Raw genomic sequence first — 16,201 nt, 5'->3', positions numbered from 1 at the left:
GGCATACGATCCTTGGAATTGGTTGTAATGAACTGACACTACTATAAGCTGAGAAGACAGCGACAAAGATCTAAGTATCTGTCAGCCGCGCTATTAGCGATAGAAGTTCGATAGCCGTTTCTGGCGACCGACGACCAAGTCCGCACGAGCAGGCGATGTCCACAGCCTGCCCATGAGCGGTTTCGATGCTGTCCAGAATGTGCCGGTTTTCAGCCAGCGTACGCTTTTCATGAACAAAGCCAGCCACAAAGCGGGTTGCACGCGGTAACTGAATGGCTGCTAAGGGAGCGTAATATCGGCTGTCGCTTGGTGGGGCAATACAGCCTTCCGCAAATGGATAATGAACGTAAGCCAACTTGTGTTGCTGAGGCCACGCCTGGGCCAGAGCGTTCGAGAAGGCTACCATCTTACCCAGTGTTTTGGGGTGTACGAGTGCTTCGTTGTGAAAATCACCCAGGCACAGGTGCATCCCGATCTGCGCACCGGGCACAATCTTGTTCAACAGGTTCAGAATTGGGAGCAGAGCCAGACCCATAAGCGGGGCGGGAAGTTTGTAGGCAGCGTAGAGTTCGGGCGGCACCTCGATTTGTATGATCAAATCATCTCCTGCTTCAGCTAATGCTGCGTTTACTTCGCGGGCAATCACCGTATTGAAAGCGTAGGTGTAGCGCAGCCATGTAATGGGGCTGGAAAAAGCAAAGCCCATCGCAAAACCAGTTGGAACGCCCATCTGAAATTTCAGCCCGGGCAGCCCATGCTCACTACGCATGCGCTGAAAGATGGGGTAACTACGCCGGAAAAAATCGTCATAGCCAAGCCGCACGTGCTTTGGCATATCAGCAGGCGAATGGCGGGGTTTCAGTTTCTGAAAACTGTCATAGTTAATGGCCATACCGTCGACTTTGCTCCGTTGGGGTTGTTTCACAACCTGCCAGCTCTCGGTATCCTGCGTCAGTTTTTCGATGGCGTATACCACCCAGGCAATGCGGTTGCCTTTCGGGAAGGCGGGCGTTTTCTCGCCGATCTCGCCATCGGGAAGGCTAAACAGCGATGGTCCCAGCGCATTGAGGGCAAGTTTCATGCACTCCTCTTCACTGGCAAAAGGTAGACTACCAATCAGCAGCGCCGAGCGCCTGCTTGTAGCCGGGCGCTCGGCGTTTGATGTTGATTGACTATGTTCTAAAGGCATGGTAGACAACGGGTTGGTAGGGTTTTCAGGCGGCTATGAGTGTTGGGCTGATTTATTTCATTTTTACCATATAGTACCATCCTGTTTGTTGCTGAGCCATGGTTTGCCATTGCAGCTTGTTCCCGGATGAGCCGCTAAACAGGACTTAACCCAGGCAGCGCCAACAGCATGACTTTTGACTTTTGTCTTGGTGCAATACGTTGCGTTCAAATTGTCCATATAGTGCTGATAGGCTGGGTAACTAACCTTAGAGCCAGATCTGGCTGCTTCTAATACGTCTTCCTGGTTCTTTTTTGGGAGATCTGCCATGTTTTTAGTGCTTAAAGGATATAAAATTTATTGATTTTGCGTTAAGCTGTTCTGGCGATGTGAATTGTTCTACAGGATTACGGTCAAGTCCGTTCTGGTAGTTTCAGGAAGCGTCGGTTTCCAGTGTTTGCAGTTGGCTGATGGTCGTCATCAGGTATATTCTCGCGATCAATTGATCGCCTTGGGTATTTTTCAGATCATCAATTACGTGCGCATCCTCGCTGGCAACAATGTGAACGGCGTTGCTCACATAGCTTATTTGATTAATCACGCCTGAAAAATCAGCAACCATTGAGGTCAGGGAGCGCTCACTTTCTTTTAGAGAAACAGAATAGGCTTCCATAAAGCGGATTTGGTTTCTTATTTCTTCCACTAGCCAATAGCTTGGAACGATCCATGGATTTTTGAGTTTATTTTCTTCAGCTTCCAATTCTCCCTGAAGATGGATTTGTTGATTTTGAATCTGCTTTTTCAGGGGTGCCAGGCTGGTTATTAGATCAATGATCTGAGTATGGGTAGCATTAATATCGGAACTTAAGTCATCTACGCCTTGCTTCAACGCACCTGCCAATGTACCAACTCGGGAAATTGCGGCTACTACCTGGTCCAGATTCGTGTTTGCCTCCAGATTTGCCTGGGCCTGCTGAAGACCGGGCATGGCATCGACCACAAATTGGCTGACAACGGGTTGAATCGCGGTAATTTTCAGGAGTTCATTCGCTAATACAGGAAGCATAGAACTCCGTTTATTGTGAGCCTCAACAGGCAGTCCCGTCAGCTTGAGTAACTCCTGAATCGATCCCTGCAGATTCTGAATAGCCCGGCTGAGCAATCCGGTCCCGAACATAGGAACCGGGATAAACGGCGGGGTGGGAATGGGTTCAATATCGGGAGCCTGATAGCCTAACTCCGCTGAGTAAGTATAAGGTAGGGACATGGCGAAAGAGTAGTAGAGAGTAATGCTGAGGTCATAATCGATAAGTTATTGACCGGTTGTGTTCCACCGATTCAGAGTTATTAAACTCCCCTGAATCGGTGGAACACAACCGGGAATCGTTAAGCTGCCAGCTTGTATCCGTTGGCCAGACTCACGGCGAAGTCGCCAATGCGTTGGCCCTGAGGAGCTATAAGAACTTGGGTCCCCGACATTTGGGAGTTAATATTGTCGATGCCACGTTTCACGTCTGGAATGGTTAAATTGGCCGCCGTCAGAAAAATTTCCCGCATAATATCCGTACTCGTTATGCCGTCTTCCAGGTTAGAAACCAAGTTGCCGAGTTCACCCTTTAGTAAGCCCCATGCATTGCTCATCTGGGTAGCTGCGGACATGGCCGCTCTGGCTTGCGAATTAATTCCATTATAACCGATACTCAGGCCCAAAGCCAGCTTCACTTCATTACTTAGGGAAGACTGTTGCACCAACAGGTCGTTTTTCTGGTTATTCAGTGTCTGGAACGTAATAGCCGACCCCGCTTCACCCCCTACGCCTGCTGCAACAACGGCTACACCCCCAAGAATCAGGGCAGTAGCTGCACCACCCGTAAAAATTTCGCTAATGGCACCGATCCCGATCATAATAGCACCGCCTATGACAGCCAGTCCGCTTAGTGCCATTCCGGCTATGCAACCATCTATTTGCCCCTGCAGTGTACCTAACTGGCCGTCTATGGACTTTAATATGCCATCATCTCCATCTGCGGCCACGTTCAGGTCGCTAACCATTCGGGCAAAAGCAGACGAGTCAACACCCAGATTTGAATTCAGTACGATCAGTTTATTGACAATCGACTTAGCGTTGGTTTCATATTGAGTAGACTGGTCTTTCATCTGGTTCAACGACCGTATCCAGGCATCTTCGTTCGTATTTTTAGCGAGTACCGTAGCAATCGAATTGTAAACCTTAAAGTAGTTACTCATATCGGCTACACTATCAAGGATAAGGGGCTGAATGTTCGCCAGATAATCATCTGCATGCCCTTTTGCAATAACAAGCCCATCATTTATTCCCGTTTCTAATGTTTTCAGTTTTGGTGTACTATGCAGATTAACCGAAGCCTGTTGCAGTACACTATTGCAATAACCCTGCACAATTAACCCTTGTGATGAATAACCTTTTGATGCATTGTCCAAGCCTTGTACGGCTCCGGTAGTTGCTACATTTTCCATGATGATTGAACAATTTAAGTTGTGATAGATCGATTAGTATTGAACAGTACTAAACTTGGCTTATTGGAGAAAATGATTAGGCCAGGCCGGACAAAGAGTTGTTTACGTAGCTTAACTGATCGCGCAACGCATTCCACAACGCCCTGGCAGCTACTGCTCCACTGCGTAGGTCAGCAGCTTCCGATTGTTCTTTTACGCTGCCAATCTGCTGGCCGAAATCGGCATAAGCTGACTCGACGGCGGCCCATTCGGTCTTGAGGGCGGTGGCGTCTGCCGACAGGTTTGCCAAACCATCCAGAAACAATTGATTTTGAACCTGCATGACTTTGGCAATGGCCATCAGTGCGTTTTCTTTGGCCATTTTCTGGTAAGCAGCCTCCAAATTCTGGTTATTGATCGTAAGCAAATGTGCCGCTTCACTGGCTTTGGCCATTCCCTCCTTACTGGCCTTTATAGCCTGTACCGCAAAGTCTACGTCGGGGGCCGTACCGGGCTTGGTCGTTGCCGGCACCTTAGCCAGTTTATCGTCTACTTTATCCTTACCCTTCTCATCTGCATCTTCGTCATCTTCGTCCTCGTCTTCTTCCTCATCTTCGTCCTCGTCATCCTCTTCCTTATCAGCACCGTCTGTAGCAGATTTTGGTTTGGGGTCATTGCCCGCACCAGTAAATTGGGTCAGAATGCCGGTAGTCAGGTTTGTGATCGCTCCCCCCACTTCGTCTCCGCCTTCCACAATGTCTTTTATGTTCTTTGTGATTGCCGCCTGAAGCTCGTCTATTTCCGTTGATGCCTGTTTCGCTGAATCACCAAGCAGGGCTATCGCTTCCGAAATGCTGGTTTTATAGCCGTCGACATACTGGTTGATAGTCTGATTAGCAACCGCATAATCATCATTCAGGGTGTTTACGTGGATACCTATCTCACCAGCCTTGTTCGCTAGATTCGATGCAATGCTTGTGCCTGCGTTTGCCGAATCAGTATCCTGATAGGCATTCTGGATATAGTCAAGACCAGTTGACAGGCTCGCGTCGGTCAGTTTACTGAAGTTGGAAACATCGCCCAGGACTGTAATGAAGTCAGGAACGACCTTCGTGAGGACAAAATTTGCATTTCTCTTCATCCTGTCCTGAAACGTACTAATCGACGTAGCCAGCCCCGAACTCAGTTTTGACACGTCAAGGCTGGGTTGCTGCAGAATGATATTGGCGTATAACTGCTCGATTACGATGTTATCGGCAGCTATCAGATAGGTTCGTTGAAGCTTCTGAGTGCCTAAGGGATTTGTTTCGGATGTGTATTTTGATGAAACTGTCATGAGGGTAAGGTTGGGGTCAAGAAGATTAATATGTTAGGATCAACTAAACTTTGGAGTATAGTCTTCACGGGCCCATTCTGCTGGTGCTGAGTTGCTTGCCGGTATATCACTGGCTGGATTCTGATCGAACCAATTCCATCGGTATAGTTTTTAACAAATCAGCAATAGCTGTAATTAGGCCCGATTGGGGCTATAAATTCGCGATGACAGACTTGAGGTCAACTAAATGAATGTAATCAATCGTGTTACTTCCGCCGATTGGTACCAGTTTTTGTTGTAATCCCTGCGGGACACCATTTGGCACTGGAGCCAACATAAGTAGTTGTTTAATTTTCGTCCCCCCTGCTACTTTCCGCTCCGCCCGAAATAGAGCCATCTTTATCGATGCCCAATTGGCGGCTCTTCTATTCACTCTAAGTATTGGGCCATCTCCTAAAGGTGCTAACGCATTCAACAAAGCGGTCCGCCCACCGTATAAGAACAACGCATTTCCAGACGGGATTTCAATAACGGAGTGGTCCCAAGGTAACTGAGCGAAATTATCCGTAGCGGCCCGGAGTTGATTGGCCACCACCAGCGTGTTAAAATTTTCTATATACTTACCAACCATTGCATATGCTTTCATAAGATGTATAGGTTTAAGTGAGGAGAAAGAACAAATTGGCCTTCGTTAGTGGCGATGATTTACCGGGAGCCAAGCGTGTAGGTAGTTTTATTGACGACTACCTGTCCTTTTTTTGGCCACTCCCCACTCCCGAGCGCCCCGTCTATAATGGCCTGGGCAGCCTGCCAATAAAATTCGCCCTGATTCCCATTGTTATACCAAGGGTCATCATGCGGATCGGGCTCGAACGTATACGTCTTTTTACCAAAGCCACCCCCACCCATCGATATGCCTCGATTTGTGCCGAATGAGGCTTCACCGTAAGAGAAATCCGGGAAACCAGCTCTTTTTGTTTTGTCTTTAGTTTTTCTTTTTACCATGGCTGTTTAATGGTTAGAGTAAGTTTTATGTAGCTGTTCATCCGGTTCCTGCTTATATCAATCCCAGCGTAAGCAACCCGTACGAGTTGTTTTTGGGCGTATGCTGACGTGAACAGGAATGCCGTTTGGACGAGACAAAGGAAGCCTGATGGCCTGTGGTTTAGCTAATTTTGGGCATGGACAAACGCATGGACAAGCCATGGACAAACGCATAGACAAAATATAATATCTTGATTATGAGTGAGATGGCTCAGGAAAATTTTCGGCTAACAAGTCAATTAGATAGGACGAACTATCAGCACCCAGTTTTTTGCGCATCCGGTATTTGGTTTTACGGATCGAGTCAGGCGAGATGCCGAGCATCCGGCTCATCTGGCGGGTGTTGATGCCGAGCTTCAACAAGACCAGCAGGCGCTCTTCGGCAGGACTGATGTCGGCAAACTGGATTTTCAACTGCCGCAGAAAATGAGGATGCACCCGCTCAAATCGCCGTCTGAACTCGTCCCAGTCGTCGTTGGTGAGCAGGCTGGAATCGAGCAGGTTCTGCTGGGCTTCTGCAATCTGCTGCTGTTCATGGCTTCTCCGCTGAAGCTGGGAGAGGCTTTCCAGTTCGGCTGTTATGGTGTCAATAAGGGCGTTTTTCTCGTGCAGATTAAGAACAAATACCTCCAGATCTGCTTTCGCCTGCTGTAGTTCGTCCTCAACAATTCGTTTCTGCAACCGCAGCGAACGTTCCTGTTCAATATTTATAATCGTTTCCTGCCGGTGGCGGAGTTTGCTGGACCTGTATAGCAGAAAAAACAGACCGGATACCAGCACCAGGCCAACCCCAATGCTCCAGAACAGTAGTTGCTGCGTATTTTTCTCCGCTTCGATGACCCTTACTTCCGACTGGTGTTTCTGAATTAGTGATGTCTGCTCGGCTAACCAGACCTGCCGGGAATTTTGGCGTTTACTAATCCGGTCTGTGAGAATGGTCAGGCTGTCAAAATACGCATACGCCCTAGGTAAATTACCCCTGGCTCTGTAATACTGACGCGCCACATCATAGTATGCTTTGAGGTAATATTCATCGCGCAGTGTATGACCAAACGAGGTGAAGTCGGTGCTGGTCAGGTTACGCCGGTAAAGCTTCATGGACTGCCCCAGGAAATAGACGCAGCTATCCCACTGATGACGGCTGGCATATACGGCGGCCATGTTCACGGCCGTTTGATTGGGCAGAATTCGCTTATCGCCAAACTTCATACCCAGCGTATAGTCCAGTTGAAGAGCCGCCAGGGCAGCTTTCCAGTTTCGTTGCTGCATATACAGGTGGGCCAGATTACCGGAGGCCAGGCCAATCCAAAGTGAATCGCCGTACATAGCGGCTGTTTGCCGGGCTTTGCGATAAAAGTATTCTGCCTTTTCGGTGTATTTAAGGCCCTTAACCTTGCTAAGTTGGGTATAGGCCATACCGAGTGTGTTTTGGGTCTGGATGGCCAGATTAGGATTGTAGGCCGGATATCGGGCCGACTCGTGAAGCAGTTGGATTGCCGTTTCGTAGTCGCCTACATGGTAGTAGTTGTACGCCAGCTCGAAGAGATACCGACTCAGTTCGGGGACTTGCCCGATGCCCATACTGCGTAATGTCTTGTTAGCCGCCAGCAGATGCTCAAATGCCCTGCCATAATCATTATTTAAAAAGTAGTACTCACCAGCAAAATGGCGGCAAACGGCGGCAATCTGCTCATCATTTGCCTCTTCGGCCCGCCGACCAACGGTTAAAAACATGGCGGCTTTTTCAATATTACTGAGAGTACCGTGCTTGTCATAGGTATCTTTCACAAAACGGCAGTAACGAACCAACCGGTCATCGCCAGTCTTTCGTCCCATTGAAACTACCAGAGTCAGCATATTAAATGCGTTGGCCCGGTTTTGGGTTAGGACCGAGCAGGTGTCAAATTGATTCAGTACGATAATGATCCGGTTAGCGGGCGTCGCTTTTTCGAGCCGGTTTAGAAAAGGATTGGCCAATGCAGCCAGTGAAAACAGTACCCAAAAGAGGGTACTGAACGAACGAACGATGAGCATAAGAGGAGGGAGGTTATGATTGGATAGTAGATAATGCACTAGAAAAGCTTGTCCATTTACGTATCAAAAATCCATCATTAGGCCCTATAAAGTCTATCACAATTAGACCATCTTGGTTAGAATTATACCATTTTAGTAGAGTTTTACAGTTAAGTACTTTCGAGTCCTCGCTCCTAATGGCCTTATGAATCTGGTAATACGGTTGCTTCTATTCACTTGCCTGCTTGGTGAATGTTATATAGGCTCTATCCAGGCCCAACAATCCATACTTCCGTCCCCGAAACGGCAGGACAGCTGGGAGTCGCAGATGATTAATATATTGATTCAGGTAGATCCAAAATTCTGGAAAACAACTTGGTATCTAATATTGGCTCTATGTGCTTTGTTCAGTATATGCCTCTGGACAGTAATGAGCTTGAATCGGCAGTGTAGGCTTCGGAAGGAACTGGCTCGTAAGGTATTAGAAGCGGCTAGCTTGCATGATATTGACACCGTAAAGAGCCAGTATTTTGCCAATGTCACCCATGATTTTCGAACGCCCTTAACGATCATCCTGAACGCTCACGAGCAGTTAGCTAAGACCACATTGACTGAACTACAACAACAACAGACTGATATCATTCAACGCCATGCGCATCAGCTTCTCCGGCTCATTACTGAAGCACTCGACATTACGCGTTTGGACGCAGGTAAGCTTGAGTCTTCCACTCAACTAGGTGATCCAGTGGCGTTCATTCGTGAGGTTGTAGCGCAGTTTGGGGGATTAGCCAGGCAAAGCAAAATTGATTTGACCTTTAACTCGGATGAGCAGATGGTAACTTCAGCGTCCGGTCAATCGGGCGACATATTGTACAGTTTTGACGGTGACAAATGGGAGAAAATTACGTACAATCTGCTAGCCAACGCTCTGAAGTTTACGCCCGCCGGGGGCAGCGTGTGTGTAACGGGTTTTATTAGCAGAACTGACCGTTTCACAATACGGGTGGCCGACACGGGTATCGGCATCCCCAAGGACCAATTGGCCCGAATCTTCGAGCGTTTTTATCAGGTAGACGAAGGTTCGACACGAGCTTATTCCGGCACGGGTATCGGGTTGGCCTTAGTCCGGGAACTGACCGACTGGCTTGGCGGCAGTGTGGCGGTCGAAAGCGAGGTTGGCGGGGGTAGCGTTCTCACCATAGAATTGCCTTTGATACCTCAAAGCACAATTGAGCCGTGGCCGTCTAAACCAGCACTGCCACAACGACACCCTATAATGAAAATGCCCATTCGGTCCATTGCGGTTAGTCCGTCTTCGATTCAGCGAAACTTTTCCGTTGATAAACCGCTCGTGCTAGTAGTAGAAGACAATAAAGACCTGCGGACGCAGTTGATAGATTTTCTGTCGGTTCAGTATTGGCTGCTTTCGGCCCCAAACGGTTGTCAGGGCCTTGAGCAAGCCTTGGCCGAAGTGCCCGATTTGATTGTAAGTGACGTGATGATGCCCGAAATGGACGGTTACGAACTAGTCGAACGGTTAAAGTCAAACGAGCGAACCAGCCACATACCGGTAATTCTGCTAACGGCTCGTTCCTCCCCCGAAAGCCGACTGAAAGGTTTACAGGCTGGGGCAGATGATTATCTCGGCAAACCCTTTAGTTTAATTGAGTTGGAGCTGAGGATCAACAACGGGCTGCGTACACGCCAAAACTTGCAGAAGCAATTTATGGCCCAGCCTGTTCTGACTGTGTCGGCCCCTACACCAGAATCGGACCGCGAAGCGCGTTTTCTGAGTCGCGTGCATCAGGCAATTCTAGACAATATCGAGCTGGAAACACTGGATGTAGAGTGGCTGGCAAGTCAGGCAGGTATGAGCCGCACTCAGCTTCATCGCAAATTAACTGCCTTAACGAATCTCAGCCCTAATCGCTTCATACATCGGGTTCGCTTGGAACGAGCCGCTGAGTTGCTGAAAGAGGGTGAGTTGAACGTAGCGCAGGTAGCTTACAAGGTGGGCTACAATTCCCAATCGTATTTCGCAAAGGTATTTCAAGACTATTTTGGGTATTCGCCGGCTAAGTTTAAGGGAACCATATAATGTAAGTAATTGATTGTAAGCAATCACGCAAATTTAAGTTTAGTCATTATCTTTCGGTATGGGCCGTAAACGCTGTATCGAACTAACTGATGCTGAACAACTCACGCTACGAGAGGGCATCAAGTACCATCCTAAACATGAGTTCCGCCGATCTTGCCAGGCGCTGCTTTGGAGCCATAGAGGTTGGTCTGTCAAAACCATTGCCGCTGAGTTGGAGGTCTGCCAGATAAGCGTCAGCCGTTGGCTCACTAACTGGCAACAGCAAGGTTTAGTAGGCTTGATGCGTCAGAAAGGGCAAGGGCGTAGAGCAATCTTGAGCTTAACCAATACCGCTCATCAACAAGCCTTGACACAAGCGGTAGCCGCTAATTATCAAGATGCTGGACGCATCAAGACTGAGTTGGAAAAAGCGTTGGGCCAATCCATGAGTCGAGATACAGTCAAGCGGTTTCTAAAAAAAACGATTACGCTTGGCACCGACTTCGGCGGACCACCAAGCCTTTTCAGGATCCCTTAGCTTACGCTGACGGCTTCCAGCGGTGGCAAATCCTGCTCACGCTGTGGGTATGTGGACTGATCGAACTCTATTTCGCCGATGAAACAGGACTGACGATGCAACCGCATCGGCGGTCCGACCTATGTGCCCTACGGCTGGCAGAAGAAAGGCCACCGCCTTGGCTTACCGGCTCGCATTGCGACCAAACGCATTAATCTGCTGGGGCTACTGAGTTTGGATAATCAGCTTACTGTATACCACAGCGAAAAGGCCTTGACGGGCGCGTTCGTAGTGGACTGCTTAGCCGATTTTGTTACCAAAGCTCATGCTAAACCGGTCGTGATTGTGTTGGACAACGGGCCGATTCATCGCTGTCAGGCTGTATACGGACAGCAATCTGGCTGGGAAGAAAAGGACGTTTACTTATTTTTCCTGCCAGCTTACAGTCCCCATTTAAATCTGATTGAATTGGTCTGGAAGTCGCTCAAGTATCGTTGGCTGAAGAAGGCGGACTACAAATCGTGGGCCTACCTGAAGAAAGCTATCTTTGCTATCATTCGTGGATTTGGTCAGGAATACAAGATTGACTTCTCGGAAGTAGCCAATCGGAACATAATCAAGATTAATTCTGCGTGATTGCTTAACAAATAATAGAATACCTATTGGCTAAAGTAACAACGCATCCGCTAATAGTCCCTATAGAAGCTATTGTTCCAACTAAGTACCTCTATTTCTTACCTACGAGCAAGCCGAATGAATTACTAATCGAATGGGACTGACGGCGCTTGACAGATAGTAAATATCATTGTCTCACAATTCGCTTCCGACTGAGACGAGGGAGTATCTATAAGTCGGGCGTTTAACGAGACGGGTCCCAGAGCTGTGCAAGGAATACTGTGTTCGCAGCCTGTCGCTAAAGGCTCATACACTCAAAGAGAATACTATTGACAGCGTTCACTCAGCACACTTACCGGGGTCGAACTTCTGGGATGCGCTGATTTTACTAAAGCGATTTACTTCGGCCATTAAACATGGAGAAGCCCATGGCTCGTGTTTTTTTTGCTCGCAGTCGCTTAGCCAATTTTATTGAGTTTTTTAACGAATTCAGATTCCTCCAGTCATGATGGGAAACTAGGATAAACTTGGGATGGGGACACTTTTCGCTGACTCGCTTTAGCGTTGTCTCATATTCGGCTTCATTGGCGTCACCTAAGTATCCCAAATTCTCCGCATCGGCCCCTTTTATCAAACAACCACCGTAAAGAATTTTTTCCTGACTAAACCATACTACTATATTGTCAAGCGTATGGCCTTCGCCCGGATAAAAGGTTTCAAAGGAGTATTGCCCCAACGTAAACGTGGTGTCTTTATTCAGTAAGAATTCAGCCCGCTTTTTGTTGTTCTTTTTACTTAACTCATCCGTTCGAGAAGTGGTATATGTCTTGATGCCTTGTTGCTTATAGTATTCAAGTCCTTCGGTTCGGTCGCCATGCCAATGGGTGGCAATGCACATAACCACGTTTTTATGGTGCCTGGTTTTGATACTGTCTAGCAAGGGCTGAAACTGGGTCGTATCCCAAGGGGTATCAAACAAAGCAACTCCGTCATTAGAGACTAGGTACATACCATGCGCTGGTGTTTTGTCCCCCTCGTAGGTGTTATAGGTCGTATAGACATAAAAATCGCCAATCAAGTGTTCAATTTTAAGTCTATCTGGGTTAGTCTGTCCGTAAGCTGAAGTCAAAGAGAAAGCCAGTGTTATGGCTAATGAGAGGAATCGCATTTGGTTGTTTTGAAATTGGCCGTGCGCGGAACGGCTGTTATGAATTTTTGTTCTTTTAAACGTCAGCGTGTTGTATGAGGGCGTATGGAATAATCAAACTAGGAAACACCAGATTAAATACGGCTTTAGACAATGCCAAAATTAAGGATATAAGGTTGAAGAATCTCAATGCCTTAACTAGCCGGTCAACAAAAGGTAACCATTCAACTCTCACAAAGCCCTCCCGCACGAGACAGATAGTTATCATATATCTGCTTCGTAAACGGGTGTTATTTGAACTACCGCTTCTCTGGTTTGCTTGAAGAATTTTCGGCTTCCTAAGCCCCTAAGTTGTCAGACGGCGGGAAAACATAAGGCTATTTTTGTCTGACAATTTGCATTACTTTACAAAAGGGCACTCATGTAACAGCCTTGAAAATGATCCTTAAAGTACTGCTACCACTTATCTTGATTGGCCTATTGGCTAGTGGGTGCCGATCCAAACAGGCCACCAAGAGCAAAATCCGTCAGTTTCGCACCCTGGACTATGTAGACGTTGGCCAGAGGTTGCCACACGTCCGGACGCCTTATGTGATCGAGCTAGCCAACCAAGCCAAACACCTGGTTTTTGTGGGGTGCAATCACACTCGGGATTCGACTGATCGCCAAGTTAGGATCCTTCAAAAGCTGTTTGCTCAGCTAAAACCACAAATTGCCTTTAATGAAGGCGGACAAGTTAAGCCAAGTCTCCATTACCCCAGCTTAATGAAAGCAGCCTTTGAAGCCGGCGAAACCGGCTGCATGAAGTATTTATCGGATCAGACCAACATTCCACTACTCAATGGGGATACGCCCGACAGCTTAGAATTTGCCGTAGCCCTAAAGTACTATCCCAGGCAGGAACTGTATCTCTACTACGTCATGGAGCGCATTGTTGTGCCTTACTTAACGGTAGCTAATCAAGAGCAACCCTTCGAGCCTTATTTTAATGATGTGGTTCGCTCGTTTGTCAGCCATCATTTTCCCTTATCGGCTGGTGAGCAGTCCTTGGCTTACTTCAAAGCGCTTTATCAGCAGTACATGAACCGGCCATTTGTGCTGGCCCTAACCCATGACATCGAGAAGTTTGACTATATCAATGGTGGGGACTGTCATTTCTGTGAGGTTGGTCGGCGGTCAAAAATGATCAGGGATAGTCTTTTATTGATTAAATTGGATCAGGCCTTAGACGAGCATGATCGAGTCATGGTCAGTTTCGGGTGTGGTCATGCGTTAGCGGTCGAACCGGCCTTGCACCAGCTACTGGCTAAAAAGAGAAAGAGACTTTTACTTAGGCACTAGCTACGGTTAGTGCTTGTTGATATACGACAAACTAGGGTGATAGTTATTGACGCTAATCGTTCTACAAAACGCTCCTTTCCGAGACGAGGATATGTTCCCGTAAAGTCGTCTTAAACAGGGCGTATAAGTATACTGTTTGTTTCAATATATTACAACTACGATACGTAACATACGATTTTTGAAGGTCGATCAGCTTTTGTCAGCCCGAAACACCCAGCCCGGAGACTGATCCAGCTTTTGACGTAAAATCATGTTGAGTTGAGCGGCATGATGTTGAACGTGCCGCATGTTGTAGAATAGAATTTCAGGCACCGCATAATTCATATCATAGGCTTCTGGTCCTTCGATCCAACGCTCATTCATCTTCTCTTCTGTCAGGCCTTCGATAAAAACCCTGCACTTTTCTCGGGTTGTAGCCAAACTAGCCAGCATTTCAGCTTTCGAGTAGATCCGATTGGGAACCATATCCCCCAAAACACCTTTAGCTTGCACCCCAGGCTCGGCAAACGTAAAGGGTAGGGTAGAGGGAAACTCGCCCGTGTAGGGAATGGTCAGATAATAATCTAACATGATTAGACAATGATAGGCAATGTAAAAAAACCGGGTATCCGTATCCCAATACGCTTGTGGCCACAGTTCTATCGCATTTTTCAGCGAATCAATACTTGCCCCAAATTGAGTCCAGAGACTGTGTTTGACGATGTCTAACATAGTTGATCGCGAAAGGATCGTTTATAATCCTCATTGTTAAAGTTAGGTTATACCGACTGAACATGTATCCTACCGGACCATGTTTCTGGAAGAGTTACAAGCTTTTACAGACAGACAGTTTGTACGAATACTAGCGTCTTACGCAACTAGTTGAGCCGCTGTTACGAACAACTAGGCATCTATTAAGAAATTAGTGTCTGATAAAACCCTCCCACATGAGATGAAGAAAATTCCCCTTTCCATAAATTGGGGAATCAATACACGGCTCTCCCAGGCCTTTTTTTAACTGGTTCTGTTTGCTATCGTTAATGACGCCTTCCTGGCGTGGTACGCCAGGAAACAATGGGTACTCAACGTTGAATACAAAATTGACGTTATCAGCCCAATGCTTCCTGCTGGCGGGCCGACTAGCAGGAAGCATTGGGCTGATGACGGTGAGCCTCCAGAGGATGAAAGCCGCCTTAAGGAATCCAGTGAAGAAGTTGCAGGGCGAATAGATACGGTACCATACGTACTACGTAGGGCAGCGCCCAATCAAGTGGTGCTTTTTATTCAGTTGGGTTGTCCGCAAGTGTACGGCCAACCGTCCGTTTACGGACACTTAAGCCTACCGACAACCGCGTTTGCTGGCTCAGAACGTTTTTTTAGGTTGTGGCATAGGAGTTGAACGCATTTGGACCAGGACCCCAATGCACTGACCAGCCTGAACTAACTAATTCGTACTATGAAACACTTCCTTTTGCTGGCAACCTGTTTGTTGTCGCTTGGTGCGATGGCCCAACGGGGTAAGAACGATCCTAACCAGGAATTGCGGGGTAGTGGCCGACCCGTGCGCCAGACGACGTCGGTCAAGCCCTTCGACGCCCTGGAAATCCACCAGTTTCCGGCAGCGGTAACCGTGGAAGTGGGCGGTGCCGAACCGTCCGTGGACATTACCCTCGATGACAATCTGCTGTCGCTGCTTCGAGCAGACAACCAGAACGGCAAGCTGAATCTATCCTTTGAAGACCCGCAGGGACGAGCTTTTTGGATTAGTAAAGCTAATATTGAGGTCAGGATTATCACCCCAACGCTAAAGAAACTGACACACGGCTCCAATAGTAATGTGACGGTAAATGGCCTGCAGGGTGAGTCATTCGCCCTGATTAATCAAGCCAATGGGAACGTAACGCTTACGGGCAAAGTCAATTCGTTGGACGTTATCAGTTGGGCCAACGGCACGGTGAATGCCGACGCCCTACCGGTTCAATCAGCGAAGGTCGTTACCCAGGCCAACGCCACCATTCGCGTTAATGCCCAACGGGTAAACGGAGTCAATCAGGCGTTCGCTACGGTTATTAACGTGGCCAACCGCCCGTTAACTTCGGCTACCAATGACGGAAGTGAAGCAACTGCCAGGCTTAAGCTGATCAACGTCAGGTTTGAAAACAACAGTCCCTTACTTCGTACTATCACACTGATTTCTTACGCGCCAGGCGAAGAAGTTAATGAAACCAACGGCTTTACCTTGTTGCCCTACGCCGATCGGGAAAAGCAGTTCCCCGTCGGCACGACAGTGTATGTAGCGACCAACCAGCAGGTGGAGCAGGTGATGAGGGGTGGCCGGTTGCGGGGCAAACCCTTCCTGACGGTTAGTCCCAGTGACGAAGGCCGAAAAGTAAAGCTTGTCCAGTAAAAAACCTAAGAGACGTGTGCGACGGATTACATTGGACAGATAGTAAAAAATTACTGTCTCATAAAAACCTCTTTTTTGTAAAAAACTGAAAGTCACTAAAATT

15 protein-coding genes are annotated in these 16,201 nt (G+C 47.8%); 5 read left to right on the top strand and 10 right to left on the bottom strand.

Annotated elements, in window-relative coordinates; all coding sequences use genetic code 11:
- Window positions 1–70 precede the first annotated feature (70 nt).
- The 8 genes from CRO74_RS27865 to CRO74_RS27830 form a co-directional block, all read right to left on the bottom strand.
- A complete protein-coding gene (locus CRO74_RS27865; RefSeq protein ID WP_144035990.1) occupies window positions 71–1,189 on the bottom strand; it encodes a hypothetical protein in 1,119 nt (372 codons plus the stop codon).
- A 63-nt stretch (window positions 1,190–1,252) separates the two neighbouring features.
- Entirely contained in the window at window positions 1,253–1,498 is a 246-nt protein-coding gene (locus CRO74_RS27860) for a hypothetical protein (protein ID WP_097130978.1), read from the bottom strand.
- A 103-nt stretch (window positions 1,499–1,601) separates the two neighbouring features.
- Entirely contained in the window at window positions 1,602–2,435 is an 834-nt protein-coding gene (locus CRO74_RS27855) for a hypothetical protein (protein WP_097130976.1), read from the bottom strand.
- 119 nt (window positions 2,436–2,554) lie between these two features.
- Entirely contained in the window at window positions 2,555–3,664 is a 1,110-nt protein-coding gene (locus CRO74_RS27850; protein WP_097130975.1) for an HBL/NHE enterotoxin family protein, read from the bottom strand.
- A gap of 76 nt (window positions 3,665–3,740) precedes the next feature.
- Window positions 3,741–4,979: an HBL/NHE enterotoxin family protein gene (locus CRO74_RS27845; protein ID WP_097130973.1), complete on the bottom strand. Its 1,239-nt coding sequence runs from the start codon at window positions 4,977–4,979 to the stop codon at window positions 3,741–3,743.
- A 190-nt stretch (window positions 4,980–5,169) separates the two neighbouring features.
- Window positions 5,170–5,604 carry a hypothetical protein gene (locus CRO74_RS27840; RefSeq protein ID WP_097130971.1) on the bottom strand — a complete coding sequence of 145 codons (435 nt, stop codon included), beginning with the start codon at window positions 5,602–5,604 and terminating at the stop codon, window positions 5,170–5,172.
- 59 nt (window positions 5,605–5,663) lie between these two features.
- The gene (locus CRO74_RS27835; protein WP_097130969.1) at window positions 5,664–5,963 is read right to left on the bottom strand and encodes a hypothetical protein; all 300 of its coding nucleotides are present in this window, start codon (window positions 5,961–5,963) and stop codon (window positions 5,664–5,666) included.
- A 234-nt stretch (window positions 5,964–6,197) separates the two neighbouring features.
- A complete protein-coding gene (locus CRO74_RS27830) occupies window positions 6,198–8,036 on the bottom strand; it encodes a tetratricopeptide repeat protein (RefSeq protein WP_097130967.1) in 1,839 nt (612 codons plus the stop codon).
- A 409-nt stretch (window positions 8,037–8,445) separates the two neighbouring features.
- On the opposite strand from CRO74_RS27830, the gene CRO74_RS27825 reads away from it, so the two are divergent.
- The 3 genes from CRO74_RS27825 (at window position 8,446) to CRO74_RS27815 (ending at window position 11,245) form a co-directional block, all read left to right on the top strand.
- Window positions 8,446–10,113, top strand: coding sequence for a hybrid sensor histidine kinase/response regulator transcription factor (locus tag CRO74_RS27825; RefSeq protein WP_179830325.1), 1,668 nt, complete (start codon window positions 8,446–8,448; stop codon window positions 10,111–10,113).
- 58 nt (window positions 10,114–10,171) lie between these two features.
- Entirely contained in the window at window positions 10,172–10,630 is a 459-nt protein-coding gene (locus tag CRO74_RS27820) for a helix-turn-helix domain-containing protein (RefSeq protein WP_097130963.1), read from the top strand.
- Window positions 10,631–10,753: 123 nt separating this feature from the next.
- Window positions 10,754–11,245, top strand: a complete 492-nt coding sequence (locus tag CRO74_RS27815) for a transposase (RefSeq protein ID WP_179830324.1) — start codon at window positions 10,754–10,756, stop codon at window positions 11,243–11,245.
- Between the two features lie 367 nt (window positions 11,246–11,612).
- On the opposite strand, the gene bla is transcribed toward CRO74_RS27815, so the two are convergent.
- Window positions 11,613–12,392 carry a BlaB/IND/MUS family subclass B1 metallo-beta-lactamase gene (bla, locus tag CRO74_RS27810; protein ID WP_097130959.1) on the bottom strand — a complete coding sequence of 260 codons (780 nt, stop codon included), beginning with the start codon at window positions 12,390–12,392 and terminating at the stop codon, window positions 11,613–11,615.
- 417 nt (window positions 12,393–12,809) lie between these two features.
- Here bla and CRO74_RS27800 point away from each other — a divergent pair, with 417 nt between their 5' ends.
- The gene (locus CRO74_RS27800) at window positions 12,810–13,712 is read left to right on the top strand and encodes a hypothetical protein (protein WP_097130956.1); all 903 of its coding nucleotides are present in this window, start codon (window positions 12,810–12,812) and stop codon (window positions 13,710–13,712) included.
- A gap of 189 nt (window positions 13,713–13,901) precedes the next feature.
- On the opposite strand, the gene CRO74_RS27795 is transcribed toward CRO74_RS27800, so the two are convergent.
- Window positions 13,902–14,423: a DinB family protein gene (locus tag CRO74_RS27795; RefSeq protein WP_097130954.1), complete on the bottom strand. Its 522-nt coding sequence runs from the start codon at window positions 14,421–14,423 to the stop codon at window positions 13,902–13,904.
- 724 nt (window positions 14,424–15,147) lie between these two features.
- Here CRO74_RS27795 and CRO74_RS27785 point away from each other — a divergent pair.
- On the top strand, window positions 15,148–16,098 hold the full coding sequence (locus CRO74_RS27785) for a GIN domain-containing protein (protein ID WP_097130950.1): 951 nt from the start codon (window positions 15,148–15,150) through the stop codon (window positions 16,096–16,098).
- The last annotated feature ends 103 nt before the right edge of the window (window positions 16,099–16,201 follow it).

The organism is Spirosoma fluviale, from assembly GCF_900230225.1.
GTDB classification, from domain to species: Bacteria; Bacteroidota; Bacteroidia; order Cytophagales; family Spirosomataceae; genus Spirosoma; species Spirosoma fluviale.
Note: the sequence above shows the minus strand (reverse complement) of the source record. Positions and strands in the feature narration are given on the sequence as shown.